Here is a 14,804-nt window from a genome sequence, read left to right on the forward strand (position 1 = left end):
CCCCGGCTCCCTCGCCCCGGGCCCGCTACCCCCGCACCCCGCACAGGTGCAGCAGCGTCGCTATCCGCCGGTACGGATCCGTCCGCCCCGCCCGCTCCTCGGCGGCGAAGAGCCGGTTCAGCTCGTCGGCGGCCGGCAGGCCCAGCTCGGCGGGGACGCCGTCGGTGAAGACCCGCACCCCGTACCAGGCGTGCAGCGGCGCCGCGATCCCCGCGAGCGTCGCCGTGAGCGCGTCGAGCCGGTCGGCCCGCACCTTCGCCCCGCCGTCGTCGGTGTAGACGTCCGAGTCGAAGCCCGCGAGCGCCCCCGCCCAGTCCCCGGCGAGCCCCGGCCGCATGGCCAGGGCGTCGGCGTTCCGCACGACCAGGGAGAGCAGGCCCCCGGGGGCCAGCATCCGGGCCAGGCCCGCGAGCAGCGCGTCCGGCTCGTCCGCGTACATGAGCACGCCGTGGCAGAGGACCACGTCGAAGCTGCCGGGCAGGAAGTGCACCCCGGTCTCGCGCCCGTCCCCCTCGATCATCCGGACCCGCTCGCGGATCCCGGCGGGCTCCGTCGCCAGCGACTCGCGGGCCGCCTTCAGGAGCTCGGGATCGGCTTCGAGGCCGGTCACGGTGTGACCGGCCCTGGCCAGGCGCAGGGCCTGGGAGCCCTGCCCCATGCCCGCGTCGAGGATCCTCAGCCGCTGCCCCACCGGGTACCGGGCGGTTATCTGCTCGTCGAGCTGGCGCGCGACGATCTCGTGCCGGATGGTGTCGCGCAGCCCGCCCGTACCGGCGGGCCAGTGCGTGACGGCGGGCAGCACGGGCCCTGCCGCCTCCGACGCGGTCCCCTCGAACGCGGGTCCGCCGACCTCCGAGCGGTCGGCGCTCAGGGCCGCTCTCCGCGCTTGACCTGCGGCTTCGGCAGCCGCAGACGGCGCATCTGGAGCGTCCGCATCAGACCGTAGGCCACGGCTCCGCGCTTCGGCTCGTTCGGGAAGCGGGCGTTGAGCTGCTTCCGGAGCCGGATCGAGATGCCGATCGAGTCGATGACGATCAGGATGATCACACCGAGCCACAGGAGCAGCGAGATGTTCTGCAGCGCCCGGTTGGCGTTGCCGAACAGCGACAGCACGAGGATCACCACGGCCATCGGCAGGAAGAACTCGGCGATCGCGAACCGCGAGTCCACGAAGTCGCGCACGAAGCGGCGCACCGGACCCTTGTCGCGGGCCGGCAGGTAACGCTCGTCGCCGCTGGCCAGCGCCTCGCGCTGACGGGACAGGTCCGAGCGGCGTGCCTCGCGCTGGCGCTTGGCGGCCTCCTTGCGGTCGAGCGGCACCGTCGAGGCGCGACGGCGCTGGGTCTGCGCCTCGCTCCGCTTCGGCGTCGGGCGGCCCTTGGGGGCCTCGGGGTCGCGGGGCTGCTTGGTGGAGAGGTCCGCCGTCACCTTGTCGGTGGGGGCCTTCTCGTCCTTCGAACGGCTACGGAACACAAAACCCAAGGGTACGGGGTGGGGGGCATGAACCCCATGCCGGGCGGGAACGATCCGCTAACGGACTGCGTCCTGGCCGGTACGTACGGGGGAAGGGCGCGGGTTTCCCCGGACTCCGCCTCCTCCCTGCGCGGGAGGGGACGCCGCACGCAGTCGTCCTCGGGGAGGAGCGCATCCCGCTCCGAACAGTGCGGTAATGGAGTCGGGGCCCGTACTGTGGACCTTGTTGGAGAGCTGGAGCCGAGTCCGTCAGAAGGGGGCGCGCGAAGCCCATGAGCGGTGTCATGAAGCGTATGGGGATGATCTTCCGCGCGAAGGCGAACAAGGCCCTTGACCGGGCCGAGGATCCGCGCGAGACGCTCGACTACTCCTACCAGAAGCAGTTGGAGCTGCTGCAGAAGGTGCGACGGGGCGTCGCCGACGTCGCCACCTCCCGCAAGCGGCTCGAACTCCAGTTGAACCAGTTGCAGGGGCAGTCCGCCAAGCTGGAGGACCAGGGCCGCAAGGCGCTGGCGCTCGGCCGCGAGGACCTGGCGCGCGAGGCGCTGTCCCGGCGGGCCGCGCTCCAGCAGCAGGTCAGCGACCTGGAGGTGCAGCACCAGACGCTCCAGGGCGAGGAGGAGAAGCTCACCCTCGCCGCCCAGCGTCTCCAGGCCAAGGTCGACGCCTTCCGCACCAAGAAGGAGACGATCAAGGCGACCTACACGGCGGCCCAGGCCCAGACCCGGATCGCGGAGTCGTTCTCCGGCATCTCGGAGGAGATGAGCGACGTCGGCCTGGCGATCCAGCGGGCCGAGGACAAGACCGCCCAGCTCCAGGCGCGCGCCGGCGCGATCGACGAACTGCTCGCCTCGGGCGCCCTGGACGACCAGTCCGGGCTCGCGAAGGACGACATCCAGGCGGAGCTGGACCGGCTCTCCGGCGGTACGGACGTCGAGCTGGAGCTCCAGCGGATGAAGGCCGAGCTGGCCGGCGGCCCGTCGGCGCAGCAGCAGGCGATCGAGGGCGGCAACGGCACGGCGGCCCCGCAGCACCAGAACCAGCAGCAGTCCCACCCGCGCTTCGAGAAGTAGCCCTCGGCTCTCCGGCGGAACCGGAAGGACAGGACGCGTCATGATCGTACGGATCATGGGGGAGGGCCAGTGGAAGCTGGCCGACAGCCACGTCACCGAGCTGGACGGGCTCGACGACGAACTGCTCGCGGAGATGGAGACCGGGGACGCGGACGGCTTCCGGCGGACGCTCGGCGCCCTCCTCGACGCCGTCCGCCGCCTCGGCGAGCCGCTCCCGGACGAGGACCTGGAGCCGTCGGAGCTGATCCTCCCGTCCCCGGACGCGAGTCTCGAAGAGGTCAGGGCGATGCTCTCCGACGGCGGCCTCATCCCGGGCTGACCCCACCACCACGAAGGTCCCGGCCCCCTCGGGGGACCGGGACCTTCGCGCTGCCGGGGGCCCGGACCCCGCGCCCCGCAACCGGACCCGCGCCCTCCGCCCCGTACCGTTGCCTCCCGTGACCCCCACCGGATCCGCCGCCGGCGCCCTCTCCCTCCGGCGGCTCGTCGACTGGTTCCGGACGCATCCGCTCGCCTTCGACGCGACGCTCGCGTTCGGCGTGCTCGTCTGCATGATCGCCGGGTCCTTCACCGACCCGCACGGCAGCCCGAACGGGCCCACCTTCGGCGACCGCGCGCCCGACGCGTACAGCGTGCTGCTCATGGTCGCCGGAGCCGTCGCCCTGGTGCTGCGCCGCCGCGAGCCCTTCGCCGTGCTCTGCCTCACCGCGGCCTTCACCCTCGTCGAGCTGATCGACGACAGCAGGCCCGCCCCCATCTCCATGAGCGTCGTCGTCGCGCTCTGCACGGTCGCCGCGCGCACCGACCGGCCCACCACCTGGCGGGTCGGCCTCGCCACCATGACGGTCCTCACCGCCGCGGCCATGGTCTTCGGCCCCACCCCCTGGTACGCGCAGGAGAACCTCGGCATCTTCGCCTGGACCGGCATGGCGGCCGCCGCCGGGGACGCCGTCCGCAGCCGGCGGGCCTTCGTGGACGCGATCCGCGAGCGCGCCGAGCGGGCCGAACGCACCCGCGAGGAGGAGGCCCGGCGCCGGGTCGCCGAGGAACGGCTGCGGATCGCCCGCGACCTCCACGACGTCGTCGCCCACCACATCGCCCTGGTGAACGTCCAGGCCGGAGTCGCCGCCCACCTCATGGAGAAGCGCCCCGACCAGGCCAAGGAGGCCCTCGCGCACGTCCGCGAGGCCAGCCGCTCCGCCCTCGACGAGCTGCGCGCCACCGTCGGCCTGCTGCGCCAGTCCGGCGACCCGGAGGCCCCCACCGAGCCCGCCCCCGGCCTCGCCGTCCTCGACGGGCTGCTCGACAGCTTCCGCAAGGCCGGCCTCCCGGTCGCCCTGGCCCGCGCCGACGGCGACGGACCGCTGCCCGCCGCCGTCGACCTGGCCGCGTACCGGATCGTGCAGGAGGCCCTGACCAACGTCCGCAAGCACGCGGGCCCCGACGCCGAGGCCGAGGTCAGCGTCGTGCGGGTGGGACGCACGGTCGAGATCACCGTCCTCGACGACGGCACCTCCCCGGCCGCCCCGGACGGGGCCCCGGCCGGCGGCCACGGCCTGCTCGGCATGCGCGAGCGGGTCGGCGCGCTCGGCGGCACCCTGACCGCCGCACCCCGCTACGGCGGCGGATTCCGTGTCCAGGCGATACTGCCCGTGGCCCTCCGCACGGGAGAGGGCGAGGGGGAGGACGCGTGACGATCCGGGTGCTGCTCGCCGACGACCAGGCCCTGCTGCGCAGCGCCTTCCGGATCCTGGTCGACTCCGAACCCGACATGGAGGTCGTCGGCGAGGCGCCCGACGGCGCCCGGGCCGTCGAACTGGCCCGCGCCGAGCGGCCCGACGTCGTCCTGATGGACATCCGCATGCCGGGCACGGACGGCCTCGCCGCCACCCGCGCGATCACCGCCGACCCCGGCCTCTCCGGCGTACGGATCGTCATGCTCACCACCTTCGAGGTCGACGAGTACGTCGTGCAGTCGCTGCGCGCCGGGGCCTCCGGCTTCCTCGGCAAGGGCGCCGAGCCGGAGGAGCTGCTCGGCGCGATCCGGATCGCCCACGCCGGCGAGGCGCTGCTCTCCCCGGCCGCCACCAAGGGCCTGATCGCCACCTTCCTCGCCCAGGGCCCCCGGGACGACGGCACGGGCGCTGCCGGAGAGGAGGTCCGGGCCCGCTCCGAGCGCCTCGCCGCGCTCACCGCCCGCGAGCGCGAGGTCCTCGTCCTCGTCGCGGGCGGCCTGTCCAACGACGAGATCGGCCGGCGGCTCGACGTCAGCCCGCTCACCGTGAAGACCCACGTCAACCGGACCATGGCCAAGCTCGGCGCCCGTGACCGGGCCCAGCTCGTAGTCACGGCCTACGAGTCGGGACTGGTACGCCCGAGGGTGGAGTGACCCGGAGCGCGGGCGTACTCCGAACGCGGTATGCGCGGCGTAAAGAAGTGCGCCCGGGGGCCGAGGACTTCCGGCGGTGGATGCCCGATCGTAGGGGCGGGGGCGTCTCGGGCCGGTCGAAGGCCGGGACGGGGCCGCTCCCGACCGCCGACGCGTACGCCACGGAAGAGAGACCCATCCCATGTCCTGGCTGTCCAGATTCAGCCTCGCGCAACGGGCCCTGATCGGGCTGACGTCCCTCGTCGCGATCGTGTTCGGGGCGATCGCGATACCGCAGCTCAAGCAGCAGCTCCTCCCCTCGATCGAGCTGCCCGTGGTCTCGGTCCTCGCCCCGTACCAGGGCGCCTCTCCCGACGTGGTCGAGAAGCAGGTCGTCGAACCCCTGGAGAACGGCCTGAAGGGCGTCGACGGCCTCACGTCGGTCACCTCCACCGCCTCCGAGGGCATGGCCCTCGTCATGGCCTCCTTCGACTACGGCGACGAGTCGACGAAGCAGCTCGTCGCCGACGTCCAGCAGGCCGTGAACCGCGCCCGCGCCCAGTTGCCCGACACGGTCGACCCGCAGGTCGTGGCCGGTTCGACGGACGACATGCCGACCGTCGTCCTCGCCGCCTCCTCCGACAGGGACCCGCAGGCCCTCGCGGACCTCCTCGACCGGACCGTCGTGCCCGCCCTCCAGGACGTCGAGGGCGTCGGCCAGGTCTCCGTCAGCGGCGTCCAGGACCTCCAGGTCTCCGTCACCCCCGACGAGCGGAAGCTCGCCGCCGCCGGCACCACCACCATGAAGCTCGCCGAGGCCCTGCGCTCCGCCGGCGGCACGGTGCCCGCCGGCTCCTTCACCGAGGACGGCAAGAGCCGCACGGTCCAGGTCGGCGGCGGCTACACCTCCCTGAAGCAGATCGAGGACCTGCGCATCCCGTCGGCCGCCCCCGGCGAGAGGAAGGCCGTCCGCCTCGGCGACGTGGCCACCGTCCGCCAGGAGGAGTCCCCGCGCACCTCCCTCACCCGCACCAACGGCCGGCCCAGCCTCGCCGTCATGGCCACCATGGACAAGGACGGCAGCGCCGTCGCGATCTCCGACGCCGTCGCGGAGAAGCTGCCCGGCCTGCGCCGCGACCTCGGCGCGGGCGCCGAGCTGACGGTCGTCTCCGACCAGGGCCCGGCCGTCGCCAAGGCCGTCTCCGGCCTCACCACCGAGGGCGCCCTCGGCCTCGTCATGGCCGTCCTGGTGATCCTGGTCTTCCTCGCGTCGATCCGCTCGACCCTGGTGACCGCGGTCTCCATCCCGCTCTCGGTCGTCCTCGCCCTCCTCGTGCTGTGGACCCGCGACCTCTCGCTCAACATGCTGACGCTCGGCGCGCTCACCATCGCCATCGGCCGGGTCGTCGACGACTCGATCGTGGTCCTGGAGAACATCAAGCGCCACCTCGGCTACGGCGAGGAGCGCCGGGAGGCGATCCTCACCGCGGTCCGCGAGGTGGCCGGCGCCGTCACCTCCTCCACCCTCACCACCGTCGCCGTCTTCCTGCCGATCGGCCTGGTCGGCGGCATCGTCGGCGAGATGTTCAGCCCCTTCTCGCTGACGGTCACGGCGGCCCTGCTCGCCTCCCTGCTCGTCTCCCTGACGGTCGTCCCCGTCCTCTCGTACTGGTTCCTGCGCGCCCCCGAGGGCACGCCGGAGGACCTGGCCGAGGCCCGCAGGCGGGCCGAGGAGGCGGAGGAGAAGAGCCGCCTCCAGCGCCTGTACGTGCCGGTCCTGCGGTTCGCGACCCGGCGCCGGCTCGCGAGCCTGGGCATCGCGTTCGCCGTCCTGGCCGTCACCTTCGGCATGACCCCGCTCCTGAAGACGAGCTTCTTCGACCAGGGCGACCAGGAGGTCCTGAGCATCAAGCAGAAGCTGGCGCCCGGCACCTCCCTGAGCGCCTCCGACGAGGCCGCGAAGAAGGTCGAGGGCCTCCTCGCGAGGACCGAGGGCGTCAAGGACTACCAGGTCACCGTCGGCTCGTCCGGCTTCATGGCGGCCTTCGGCGGCGGCACCGGCGCCAACCAGGCCTCGTACCAGGTCAGCCTGGAGGAGTCCGCCTCGTACGAGAAGACGCGGGACGCCCTGGAGAAGGGGCTCGCCGGACTCGACGGGATCGGCGACACCACCCTCGCGGCCGGGGACGGCTTCGGCGGCCAGGACCTGAGCGTGGTCGTCAAGGCGGCCGACCCGGAGGTGCTCGCGCAGGCCGCCGAGCAGGTCCGGGCCGCGGTCGCCGGGATCGAGGGCGTCACCGACGTCCGGAGCGACCTCTCGCAGTCCGTCCCGCGCGTCTCCGTCACGGCGAAGCCCGCCGCGGCCGACGCCGGCTTCGACCCCGCCTCGCTCGGCATGGCCGTCGCCCAGGCCGTCCGGGGCACCCCGGCCGCCAAGGCGACCCTCGACGACACCGAGCGGGACGTCCTCGTCACCCCGGCGAAGCCCGCCACCACCCTGGCCGAGCTGAGGGCGCTGCCCCTCGGCCCGGTGCGGCTCGGCGACGTCGCCACCGTCGAACTGGTCCCCGGCCCGGTCTCCATGACCCGGATCGACGGCGCCCGCGCCGCGACGGTCACGGCCAAGCCGGTCGGCGACGACACCGGGGCGGTGAGCGCCGCCCTCCAGCGGAAGATCGACGGGCTCGACCTGCCGGCGGGCGCCACCGCCACCATCGGCGGCGTCAGCGAGGACCTGAACGAGACCCTGCTCAACATGGCCCTGGCCATGCTCGCGGCCGTCGCGATCGTCTTCATGCTGCTCGTCGCGACCTTCCGGTCGCTGATCCAGCCGTTGATCCTGCTGGTCTCCATCCCGTTCGCCGCGACCGGCGCGATCGGTCTGCTCGTGGCCACCGACACCGCGATGGGCGTTCCGGCGATGATCGGCATGCTGATGCTCATCGGCATCGTCGTCACCAACGCGATCGTCCTGATCGACCTGATCAACCAGTACCGGGAGCGGGGCCTCGGCATCGTCGAAGCGGTGGTCGAGGGCGGCCGGCACCGGCTCCGCCCGATCCTGATGACCGCCCTGGCGACGATCTTCGCCCTGCTGCCGATGGCCCTCGGCATCACCGGCGAGGGCGGCTTCATCGCCCAGCCGCTGGCCGTGGTCGTGATCGGCGGTCTGATCACCTCGACGCTCCTGACCCTGCTCCTCGTCCCGACGCTCTACGCGATGGTCGAGCTCCGCAAGGAGCGCCGCGCGAAGCGGAAGGCGGAGAAGAGGGCCGCGAAGAAGGAGGCGGAGGGCGACGGCACGACGCACCACCCGGAGCAGCCGGACGTCTCGCCGCTGGACGCGACCCTGCTGAACCTCCTGGACTGAGTCCGGCACGCACGAAGGGCGCCCCGCTCGTGTCGCGGGGCGCCCTTCGGCGTACGTACGGGAGTACGGGGGGGAATCGTTACGGCAGCGCCAGCATCCGCTCCAGCGCCAGCTTCGCGAAGCTCTCCGTCTCCTTGTCGACCTGGATCCGGTTGACGAGGTTGCCCTCGGCCAGGGACTCCAGGGCCCATACCAGGTGCGGCAGGTCGATGCGGTTCATGGTCGAGCAGAAGCAGACCGTCTTGTCGAGGAAGACGATCTCCTTGCCCTGGTCGGCGTACCGGTTCGCCAGGCGCCGGACGAGGTTCAGCTCCGTGCCGATCGCCCACGTGGAGCCGGCCGGGGCCGCCTCCAGGGTGTTGATGATGTACTCGGTCGAGCCCACGTAGTCCGCGGCGGCGACGACCTCGTGCCGGCACTCGGGGTGGACCAGCACGTTCACGCCGGGGATGCGGGCCCGCACGTCCTCGACCGACTCCAGCGAGAACCGGCCGTGCACCGAGCAGTGGCCCCGCCACAGGATCATCTTGGCGGCGCGCAACTGCTCGACGGTGAGGCCGCCGTTCGGCTTGTGCGGGTTGTACAGGACGCAGTCGTCCAGGGACATGCCCATGTCGCGGACGGCGGTGTTGCGGCCCAGGTGCTGGTCCGGCAGGAACAGCACCTTTGTCGTGCCGGGCTCTCCTTGCTCGAAGGCCCAGTTCAGGGCCCGCTCGGCGTTGGACGAGGTGCAGATCGTGCCCCCGTGCTTGCCGGTGAAGGCCTTGATGTCGGCCGAGGAGTTCATGTACGAGACGGGCACGACCTGCTCGGCGATCCCGGCCTCGGTCAGTACGTCCCAGCACTCGGCGACCTGCTCGGCGGTGGCCATGTCGGCCATCGAGCAGCCGGCCGCCAGGTCGGGCAGGACGACCTTCTGGTCGTCACCGGTGAGGATGTCGGCCGACTCCGCCATAAAGTGCACGCCGCAGAAGACGATGTACTCCGCCTCCGGCTTGGCGGCCGCGTCGCGCGCGAGCTTGAAGGAGTCGCCGGTGACGTCGGCGAACTGGATGACCTCGTCGCGCTGGTAGTGGTGGCCGAGCACGAAGACCTTGTCCCCGAGCTTCTCCTTGGCCGCGCGGGCGCGTTCCACGAGGTCGGGGTCGGAGGGCGAGGGCAGATCGCCGGGGCACTCCACGCCGCGCTCGCTCTTCGGGTCGGCCTCGCGGCCGAGCAGGAGGAGGGCGAGCGGCGACGGCTGGACGTCGAGCTCATGACGGGGATGGGCCGTGGTCACGTCACGCACCCTTTCTTCGGGGAACCTTTTCGTCTAAATGACGCTATCTATCATAACCCCTTCACGTCACGTTGACGATGTCCATAGTGTCGATGTGACGAATTCGCCTTCCGCAGGGCTGGACAGGGTGTGCGAGCATGAAAGGAGGAAAAACCCACTCGGCCCGGAATGAATCCGGGGCACCGTCGGTTTCCACCGTCGGCAAGCAGTCTCCGTACACACCGGGAGAGAAGCAGATGTCCGTATCGGACGAGAAGACCACTGTCAGCGACGGCATCCTCCTGTCCGACGCCGCCGCGGCCAAGGTCAAGGCCCTCCTCGACCAGGAAGGCCGCGAGGACCTGGCCCTGCGCGTCGCCGTTCAGCCCGGCGGCTGCTCCGGCCTGCGTTACCAGCTCTTCTTCGACGAGCGTTCGCTCGACGGCGACGTCGTGAAGGACTTCGACGGGGTCAAGGTCGTCACCGACCGCATGAGCGCCCCGTACCTCGGCGGTGCCTCGATCGACTTCGTCGACACCATCGAGAAGCAGGGCTTCACCATCGACAACCCGAACGCCACGGGCTCCTGCGCCTGCGGTGACTCGTTCAGCTGAGGCTGAGTCGTACGCGTGAGTGAGGGCGGGCCCCGGAAGAGATTCCGGGGCCCGCCCTCACGCGTGTCCGGGCTTCCGCGCTTCCGCGCGGACGGGGACGTCAGCGGCGCGGCACCGTCTCGCCGCTCGCCGCGTCCACCACCGGCCGCGAGCCGAGCGGGGCGTCCAGGTCCACCGTCTTCACGACCTCCACCGCCATGGCCACGCACATCCTGCCCGGCTCGGTCGGGGTCTCCTCGATCCGCAGGGCGACCCGCTCCGGGGTCTCCTCCGCCGTGACCGCGTACGTGCTGCACACCCCGCCCCAGAAGGCGACCGTCAGCTTCCGGCCGCCGTCCCCGGCCTCGTACGACTGGACCTGCCGGGCCGGCGCCGTGCCCTCGCCGGACGACGGCGGGGTCGTCGCCGGCGGCGCCAGGTACCGGTCCTCGACCGCCGTGCGCACCACCGTGTACGGCGCCGCGTCCGCCGGGTCCGCCGTGAACAGCCACGCCGGTACGAGCAGCCGCTCGCCGGACACGTCCTGCGCGGCGAGACCGAACACCGCGCCCGTCACCGGCACCTCGACCGGCACGGCCGGATCGACGATCGCGTGGCAGGGCGGCACCTCCTCACCCGTGGGCTTCCCGGCACCCGGGACCTCCTCCGTGCCCGGCTTCCCGGCACCCGGGACCTCGCCCGCCCCCGGCTTCCCGGCGCCCGGGGCCTCCCCGTTCGGGACGGGCGTGGCGCAGCCGCCGATGCCGATCGGACCCGTGCCCTTCGAGTCCTCGTTCAGCTCCGCGAGGGCCTTCGCCGCCCCCACCACGGGGTACGCGGCACCCTCGGCCGGCTCCTTCAGCATCCCGCTGCCGCCGGAGATCCGGCCGTCCGGCTCGACGTGCAGCCCCGTCGACCAGCCGTAGGTCGGCAGGCCGCCCACCACCGGCTCGGCGTTGACCACCCGGACGGACCCGTTCATCACCTGACCGGCGGACACCTTCGCGTCGTCCTGGCCGAGCGCCTTCAGGACGGGGGCGGCCGCCGCCTTCGCCGCCGCCTCGCCGACCGGCGAGCCGCCGCGCGGCTTCTTCGCCTCGCCCGGGGGCGGACACGCCTTGCCCTTGAGGCAGGTGTCGCCGACCGGACCGCCGTCGTACCAGGAGTACGTCCAGTTCCCCGGGGCCTCGCGCGCCACGTCGAGGCGCGGGCCCGAACCGTCCTTCTCGGGCGCGATCGACCAGACGTCGCCCGCCAGGACGGCACGCCCGGAGATGCCGAGCGCATCGGCCAGCCTGGTCACCTCCGCCGAGGTGACCAGGCCCTCGGGCCGGTGGACCGCGGCCGAGGAGGGCCCTTGGGGGAGTGGGCCCTTGGCTTTGTAGACGGTCCCGCGCGGACCGCCGCCCGGATCGGGCTCGCCCGGCGCGATCCCGGGACCCCCGTCCGTACCGCCGTCGCCCCCGAGGCGCAGGGGCGGCGGGGGACCGGCCGCGTCGGCGGACCGGCTCGCGCCGTCCGCGCCGCCGTCACCGGACGCCGCGGTGGCGAGGTAGACCCCGCCGCCCCCGGCGAGCAGCACGCCCGCCGCCACCGAGGCGGTGAGCAGCGTCCGCCGCCTCCGACCGTTCTCCGTACCGCTCACGGCTCAGCTCCTTCGGCCCTTGGTGCCCTGTGGAAGACACCGGTGGGACGGAGCGGACGCCCGGACGGTTCCGTCAGCCGCCGTACTCGGCGGTGGCGTCGATCAGCCGGGCCGAGGCGGCCGGCACCACGACCCCGTTGATCAGGGCGGGGGAGACCGGAGCGGGCTCCGGCGCCGCCGGGGCCACCCAGTGCGGGGCCATCCGGGCACCGGCGCCGCGCAGCTCGGCGAGGCTGAACTCGGACTCGTGTCGCTCGCGGGGAGCGGGGTAGAGACTCATGGGCGCACCGTACGCACCACCGGCCCGCGGAGAAAAGGCCTACTCTGGGGTAGTTTCCACTGTTCGGCAGGGCCGCCTCCAGCGGGTAGCGTGAACTGTCATTACCGCCTTCCCGCAGGAGCGCCCGCCGTGCGTATCGCAGTCACCGGCTCCATCGCCACCGACCACCTCATGACCTTCCCCGGCCGGTTCGCCGACCAGCTCGTGGCCGACCAACTGCACACGGTCTCCCTCTCCTTCCTCGTGGACAACCTGGACGTGCGCCGGGGAGGCGTCGCCGCCAACATCTGCTTCGGCATGGGGCAGCTCGGCAGCCGCCCGCTCCTGGTGGGCGCCGCGGGCTTCGACTTCGACGAGTACCGGGCCTGGCTCGACCGGCACGGCGTCGACACCGGCTCGGTCCGCATCTCCGAGGTCCTGCACACCGCCCGCTTCGTCTGCACCACGGACAAGGACCACAACCAGATCGGCTCCTTCTACACGGGCGCGATGAGCGAGGCCCGGCTGATCGAGCTCAAGGCCGTCGCCGACCGCGTGGGCGGCCTCGACCTGGTCCTGATCGGCGCCGACGACCCCGAGGCGATGCTCCGCCACACCGAGGAGTGCCGCACCCGCTCCATCCCCTTCGCCGCGGACTTCTCGCAGCAGATCGCGCGCATGGACGGCCAGGAGATCCGCACCCTCCTCGACGGCGCCACCTACCTCTTCTCCAACGAGTACGAGAAGGGCCTCATCGAGTCCAAGACGGGCTGGACCGAGGCGGAGATCCTCTCCCGCGTCGGCCACCGCGTCACCACCCTCGGCTCGCGCGGCGTGCGCATCGAGCGGGTCGGCGAGGACCCGATCGAGGTCGGCTGCCCCGAGGAGACGGCCAAGGTCGACCCGACCGGCGTCGGCGACGCCTTCCGGGCCGGCTTCCTCACCGGTCTGGCCTGGGGCGTCGGCCACGAGCGCGCCGCGCAGGTCGGCTGCATGCTGGCCACGCTCGTCATCGAGACCCTGGGCACCCAGGAGTACACCCTGGGCCGGGTCAACTTCATGGAGCGCTTCACCAAGGCGTACGGCGACGAGGCCGCCGCCGAGGTCCACGCCCACCTGGTCTGACGCCCGTCCCCGCCGGGCCCGGGACGCCCCGGGCCCGGCGGGAGCCACCAGGGGGTGTCCGGCGGATCACGGCCGGACAGGCCCTGGGGGCCCGCGCGGTCAGGACACCCGCCGCACCACGTACGCCCGGCCGCCCTCCGGCGCGTCCCCCTCGCCCACGTACTCCTGGCCCCGCATCTCGCACCACGCCGGGATGTCCAGGCGGGCCGCCTCGTCGTCCGCGAGGACCGTCACCGTGCCGCCCACCGGCACGTCGCCGATCACCTTCGCCAGCTCGATCACCGGGATCGGGCAGCGCCGCCCCAGCGCGTCCACGACCAGGGGGCCGGGGCCGGCCGCCGGGGCCGCGGCGGGGGAGGCCGGGGCGCCGAGCCGTTCCCGCACCCCCGCCACCACCCCCGGCAGCACGTCGAGGAAGCGGTCCACGTCCTCCGCCGCCGTGCCGGCGGGCAGGGACACCCGGACGTTCCCCTCGCTCAGCACCCCCATCGCGCGCAGGACGTGGCTGGGCGTCAGCGTCGAACTCGTGCACGACGAACCGGACGAAACGGAGAAACCCTCCCGGTCCAGCTCGTGCAGCAGCGTCTCCCCGTCGACATAGAGACAGGAGAAGGTGACGAGGTGGGGGAGCCGGCGCACCGGGTCGCCCACCACCTCCACGTCCGGCACCAGCTCCGGCACCCGCGCCCGGATCCGGTCCACCAGGACCCGGAGCCGAGCCCCCTCGGCCTCCGCCTCCGCCCGGACCGCCCGCAGCGAGGCCGCCGCCGCCACGATCGCCGGCAGGTTCTCGAAGCCCGGCGCCCGGCCCGACTCCCGCTCGTCCGACGGCCCTTGCGGGGCGAACCGCACCCCCTTGCGCACGGCGAGCAGCCCCACCCCCGCCGGACCGCCCCACTTGTGCGCGCTCGCCGCGAGCAGCGACCAGCCGCCCTCCACCGGACCCCAGCCGAGCGACTGGGCCGCGTCCACGAGCAGCGGCACGCCGAGCCCCCGGCAGGCCTCGGCCACCTCGGCCACCGGCTGTCCGGTCCCCACCTCGTGGTTGGCCGACTGGAGACACGCCAGGGCCGTCCCCCCGTCGAGGGCCGTCGCGAAGGCCGCCGCGTCCACCGCGCCCGACCGGTCCACCGGCACCTCGGCCACCGTCCCGCCCGCCGCCGCGTGCGCCTCGGCCGCGTGCAGGACGGAGGAGTGCTCGACCGCCGACACCACGAGCCGGTTCCCGGCGCGCCGGCGGCCCGCGAGCGCCCCGGAGACCCCCGCGTGAACCGCGCGCGTCCCCGAAGGAGTGAACACGAGCTCGTCCGGGCGACAGCCCACCGCCTCCGCCGCGGCCTCCCGCGCCGCGTCGAGCAGCAACCGGGCCCGCCGCCCCTCCCGGTAGAGCCGGGCCGGATCGGCCCAGCCCTCGTCCAGGGAGGCGAGCAGCGCCTGACGGGCGACGGGGTGCAGCGGGGCGGCGGACGCGGCGTCGAAGTACGGCATCCACCCACCGTAGAACGTGCGCCGCCCCCGTCGGCCCGGGGCCCGCCCCCGGGAGCCCCCGCCCCCGCAGCCCCCTGCCCGCCCCGCCCCGGCGTGTCCCCGCCCCCTCCTCCCCGCCGGTCTCCGTGAGCCCCCGTCAGAACACCCGTCCG

General features: G+C 73.3%; 13 protein-coding genes. 7 read left to right on the forward strand and 6 right to left on the reverse strand.

Annotation, left to right across the window (positions count from 1 at the left end; genetic code table 11):
- Nucleotides 1-25: 25 nt before the first annotated feature.
- Both ACFYNX_RS08805 and ACFYNX_RS08810 read right to left on the reverse strand, forming a co-directional pair.
- On the reverse strand, nt 26-802 hold the full coding sequence (locus ACFYNX_RS08805) for a class I SAM-dependent methyltransferase (protein ID WP_388659153.1): 777 nt from the start codon (nt 800-802) through the stop codon (nt 26-28).
- A 65-nt stretch (nt 803-867) separates the two neighbouring features.
- Nucleotides 868-1,473: a DUF3043 domain-containing protein gene (locus tag ACFYNX_RS08810; protein ID WP_356543690.1), complete on the reverse strand. Its 606-nt coding sequence runs from the start codon at nt 1,471-1,473 to the stop codon at nt 868-870.
- Between the two features lie 272 nt (nt 1,474-1,745).
- Here ACFYNX_RS08810 and ACFYNX_RS08815 point away from each other — a divergent pair, with 272 nt between their 5' ends.
- From ACFYNX_RS08815 to ACFYNX_RS08835, 5 genes are all read left to right on the forward strand, one after another.
- Nucleotides 1,746-2,546, forward strand: coding sequence for a PspA/IM30 family protein (locus ACFYNX_RS08815; protein ID WP_079131236.1), 801 nt, complete (start codon nt 1,746-1,748; stop codon nt 2,544-2,546).
- A gap of 40 nt (nt 2,547-2,586) precedes the next feature.
- Nucleotides 2,587-2,865: a hypothetical protein gene (locus ACFYNX_RS08820; protein ID WP_365550737.1), complete on the forward strand. Its 279-nt coding sequence runs from the start codon at nt 2,587-2,589 to the stop codon at nt 2,863-2,865.
- A gap of 118 nt (nt 2,866-2,983) precedes the next feature.
- Entirely contained in the window at nt 2,984-4,240 is a 1,257-nt protein-coding gene (locus tag ACFYNX_RS08825) for a sensor histidine kinase (RefSeq protein WP_365550740.1), read from the forward strand.
- Entirely contained in the window at nt 4,237-4,935 is a 699-nt protein-coding gene (locus ACFYNX_RS08830; RefSeq protein ID WP_388659157.1) for a response regulator, read from the forward strand. The genes ACFYNX_RS08825 and ACFYNX_RS08830 overlap by 4 nt, the downstream gene beginning before the upstream one ends.
- A gap of 181 nt (nt 4,936-5,116) precedes the next feature.
- Nucleotides 5,117-8,284, forward strand: a complete 3,168-nt coding sequence (locus ACFYNX_RS08835; RefSeq protein WP_388659159.1) for an efflux RND transporter permease subunit — start codon at nt 5,117-5,119, stop codon at nt 8,282-8,284.
- A gap of 79 nt (nt 8,285-8,363) precedes the next feature.
- Here the strand turns inward: ACFYNX_RS08835 and nadA are convergent, their stop codons facing one another.
- The gene (nadA, locus tag ACFYNX_RS08840; RefSeq protein WP_365550749.1) at nt 8,364-9,563 is read right to left on the reverse strand and encodes a quinolinate synthase NadA; all 1,200 of its coding nucleotides are present in this window, start codon (nt 9,561-9,563) and stop codon (nt 8,364-8,366) included.
- Nucleotides 9,564-9,799: 236 nt separating this feature from the next.
- Between nadA and ACFYNX_RS08845 the strand changes: the two genes are divergently transcribed.
- Nucleotides 9,800-10,156 (forward strand): iron-sulfur cluster assembly accessory protein, encoded by a 357-nt coding sequence (locus ACFYNX_RS08845; protein ID WP_015033024.1) that lies wholly within the window; start codon nt 9,800-9,802, stop codon nt 10,154-10,156.
- Nucleotides 10,157-10,256: 100 nt separating this feature from the next.
- Here the strand turns inward: ACFYNX_RS08845 and ACFYNX_RS08850 are convergent, their stop codons facing one another.
- Complete coding sequence (locus tag ACFYNX_RS08850; RefSeq protein WP_388659162.1) at nt 10,257-11,780, reverse strand: hypothetical protein; 1,524 nt, start codon at nt 11,778-11,780, stop codon at nt 10,257-10,259.
- 73 nt (nt 11,781-11,853) lie between these two features.
- Nucleotides 11,854-12,060, reverse strand: coding sequence for a hypothetical protein (locus ACFYNX_RS08855; RefSeq protein ID WP_125663485.1), 207 nt, complete (start codon nt 12,058-12,060; stop codon nt 11,854-11,856).
- Between the two features lie 129 nt (nt 12,061-12,189).
- Here ACFYNX_RS08855 and ACFYNX_RS08860 point away from each other — a divergent pair, with 129 nt between their 5' ends.
- The gene (locus ACFYNX_RS08860) at nt 12,190-13,164 is read left to right on the forward strand and encodes a carbohydrate kinase family protein (protein WP_365550754.1); all 975 of its coding nucleotides are present in this window, start codon (nt 12,190-12,192) and stop codon (nt 13,162-13,164) included.
- A gap of 99 nt (nt 13,165-13,263) precedes the next feature.
- Here the strand turns inward: ACFYNX_RS08860 and ACFYNX_RS08865 are convergent, their stop codons facing one another.
- Nucleotides 13,264-14,652, reverse strand: a complete 1,389-nt coding sequence (locus ACFYNX_RS08865; protein WP_388659165.1) for a cysteine desulfurase/sulfurtransferase TusA family protein — start codon at nt 14,650-14,652, stop codon at nt 13,264-13,266.
- Between the last annotated feature and the right edge of the window lie 152 nt (nt 14,653-14,804).

Origin of the sequence: Streptomyces sp. NPDC007872 (genome assembly GCF_042868165.1) — a bacterium.
Lineage (GTDB): Bacteria > Actinomycetota > Actinomycetes > Streptomycetales > Streptomycetaceae > Streptomyces.

Coding starts and splice junctions, on each gene's coding strand:
- ACFYNX_RS08815 (WP_079131236.1), top strand. CDS start 1,746: ATGAGCGGTGTCATGAAGCGTATGGGGATGATCTTCCGCGCGAAGGCG.
- ACFYNX_RS08820 (WP_365550737.1), top strand. CDS start 2,587: ATGATCGTACGGATCATGGGGGAGGGCCAGTGGAAGCTGGCCGACAGC.
- ACFYNX_RS08835 (WP_388659159.1), top strand. CDS start 5,117: ATGTCCTGGCTGTCCAGATTCAGCCTCGCGCAACGGGCCCTGATCGGG.
- ACFYNX_RS08845 (WP_015033024.1), top strand. CDS start 9,800: ATGTCCGTATCGGACGAGAAGACCACTGTCAGCGACGGCATCCTCCTG.
- ACFYNX_RS08855 (WP_125663485.1), bottom strand. CDS start 12,060: ATGAGTCTCTACCCCGCTCCCCGCGAGCGACACGAGTCCGAGTTCAGC.
- ACFYNX_RS08865 (WP_388659165.1), bottom strand. CDS start 14,652: ATGCCGTACTTCGACGCCGCGTCCGCCGCCCCGCTGCACCCCGTCGCC.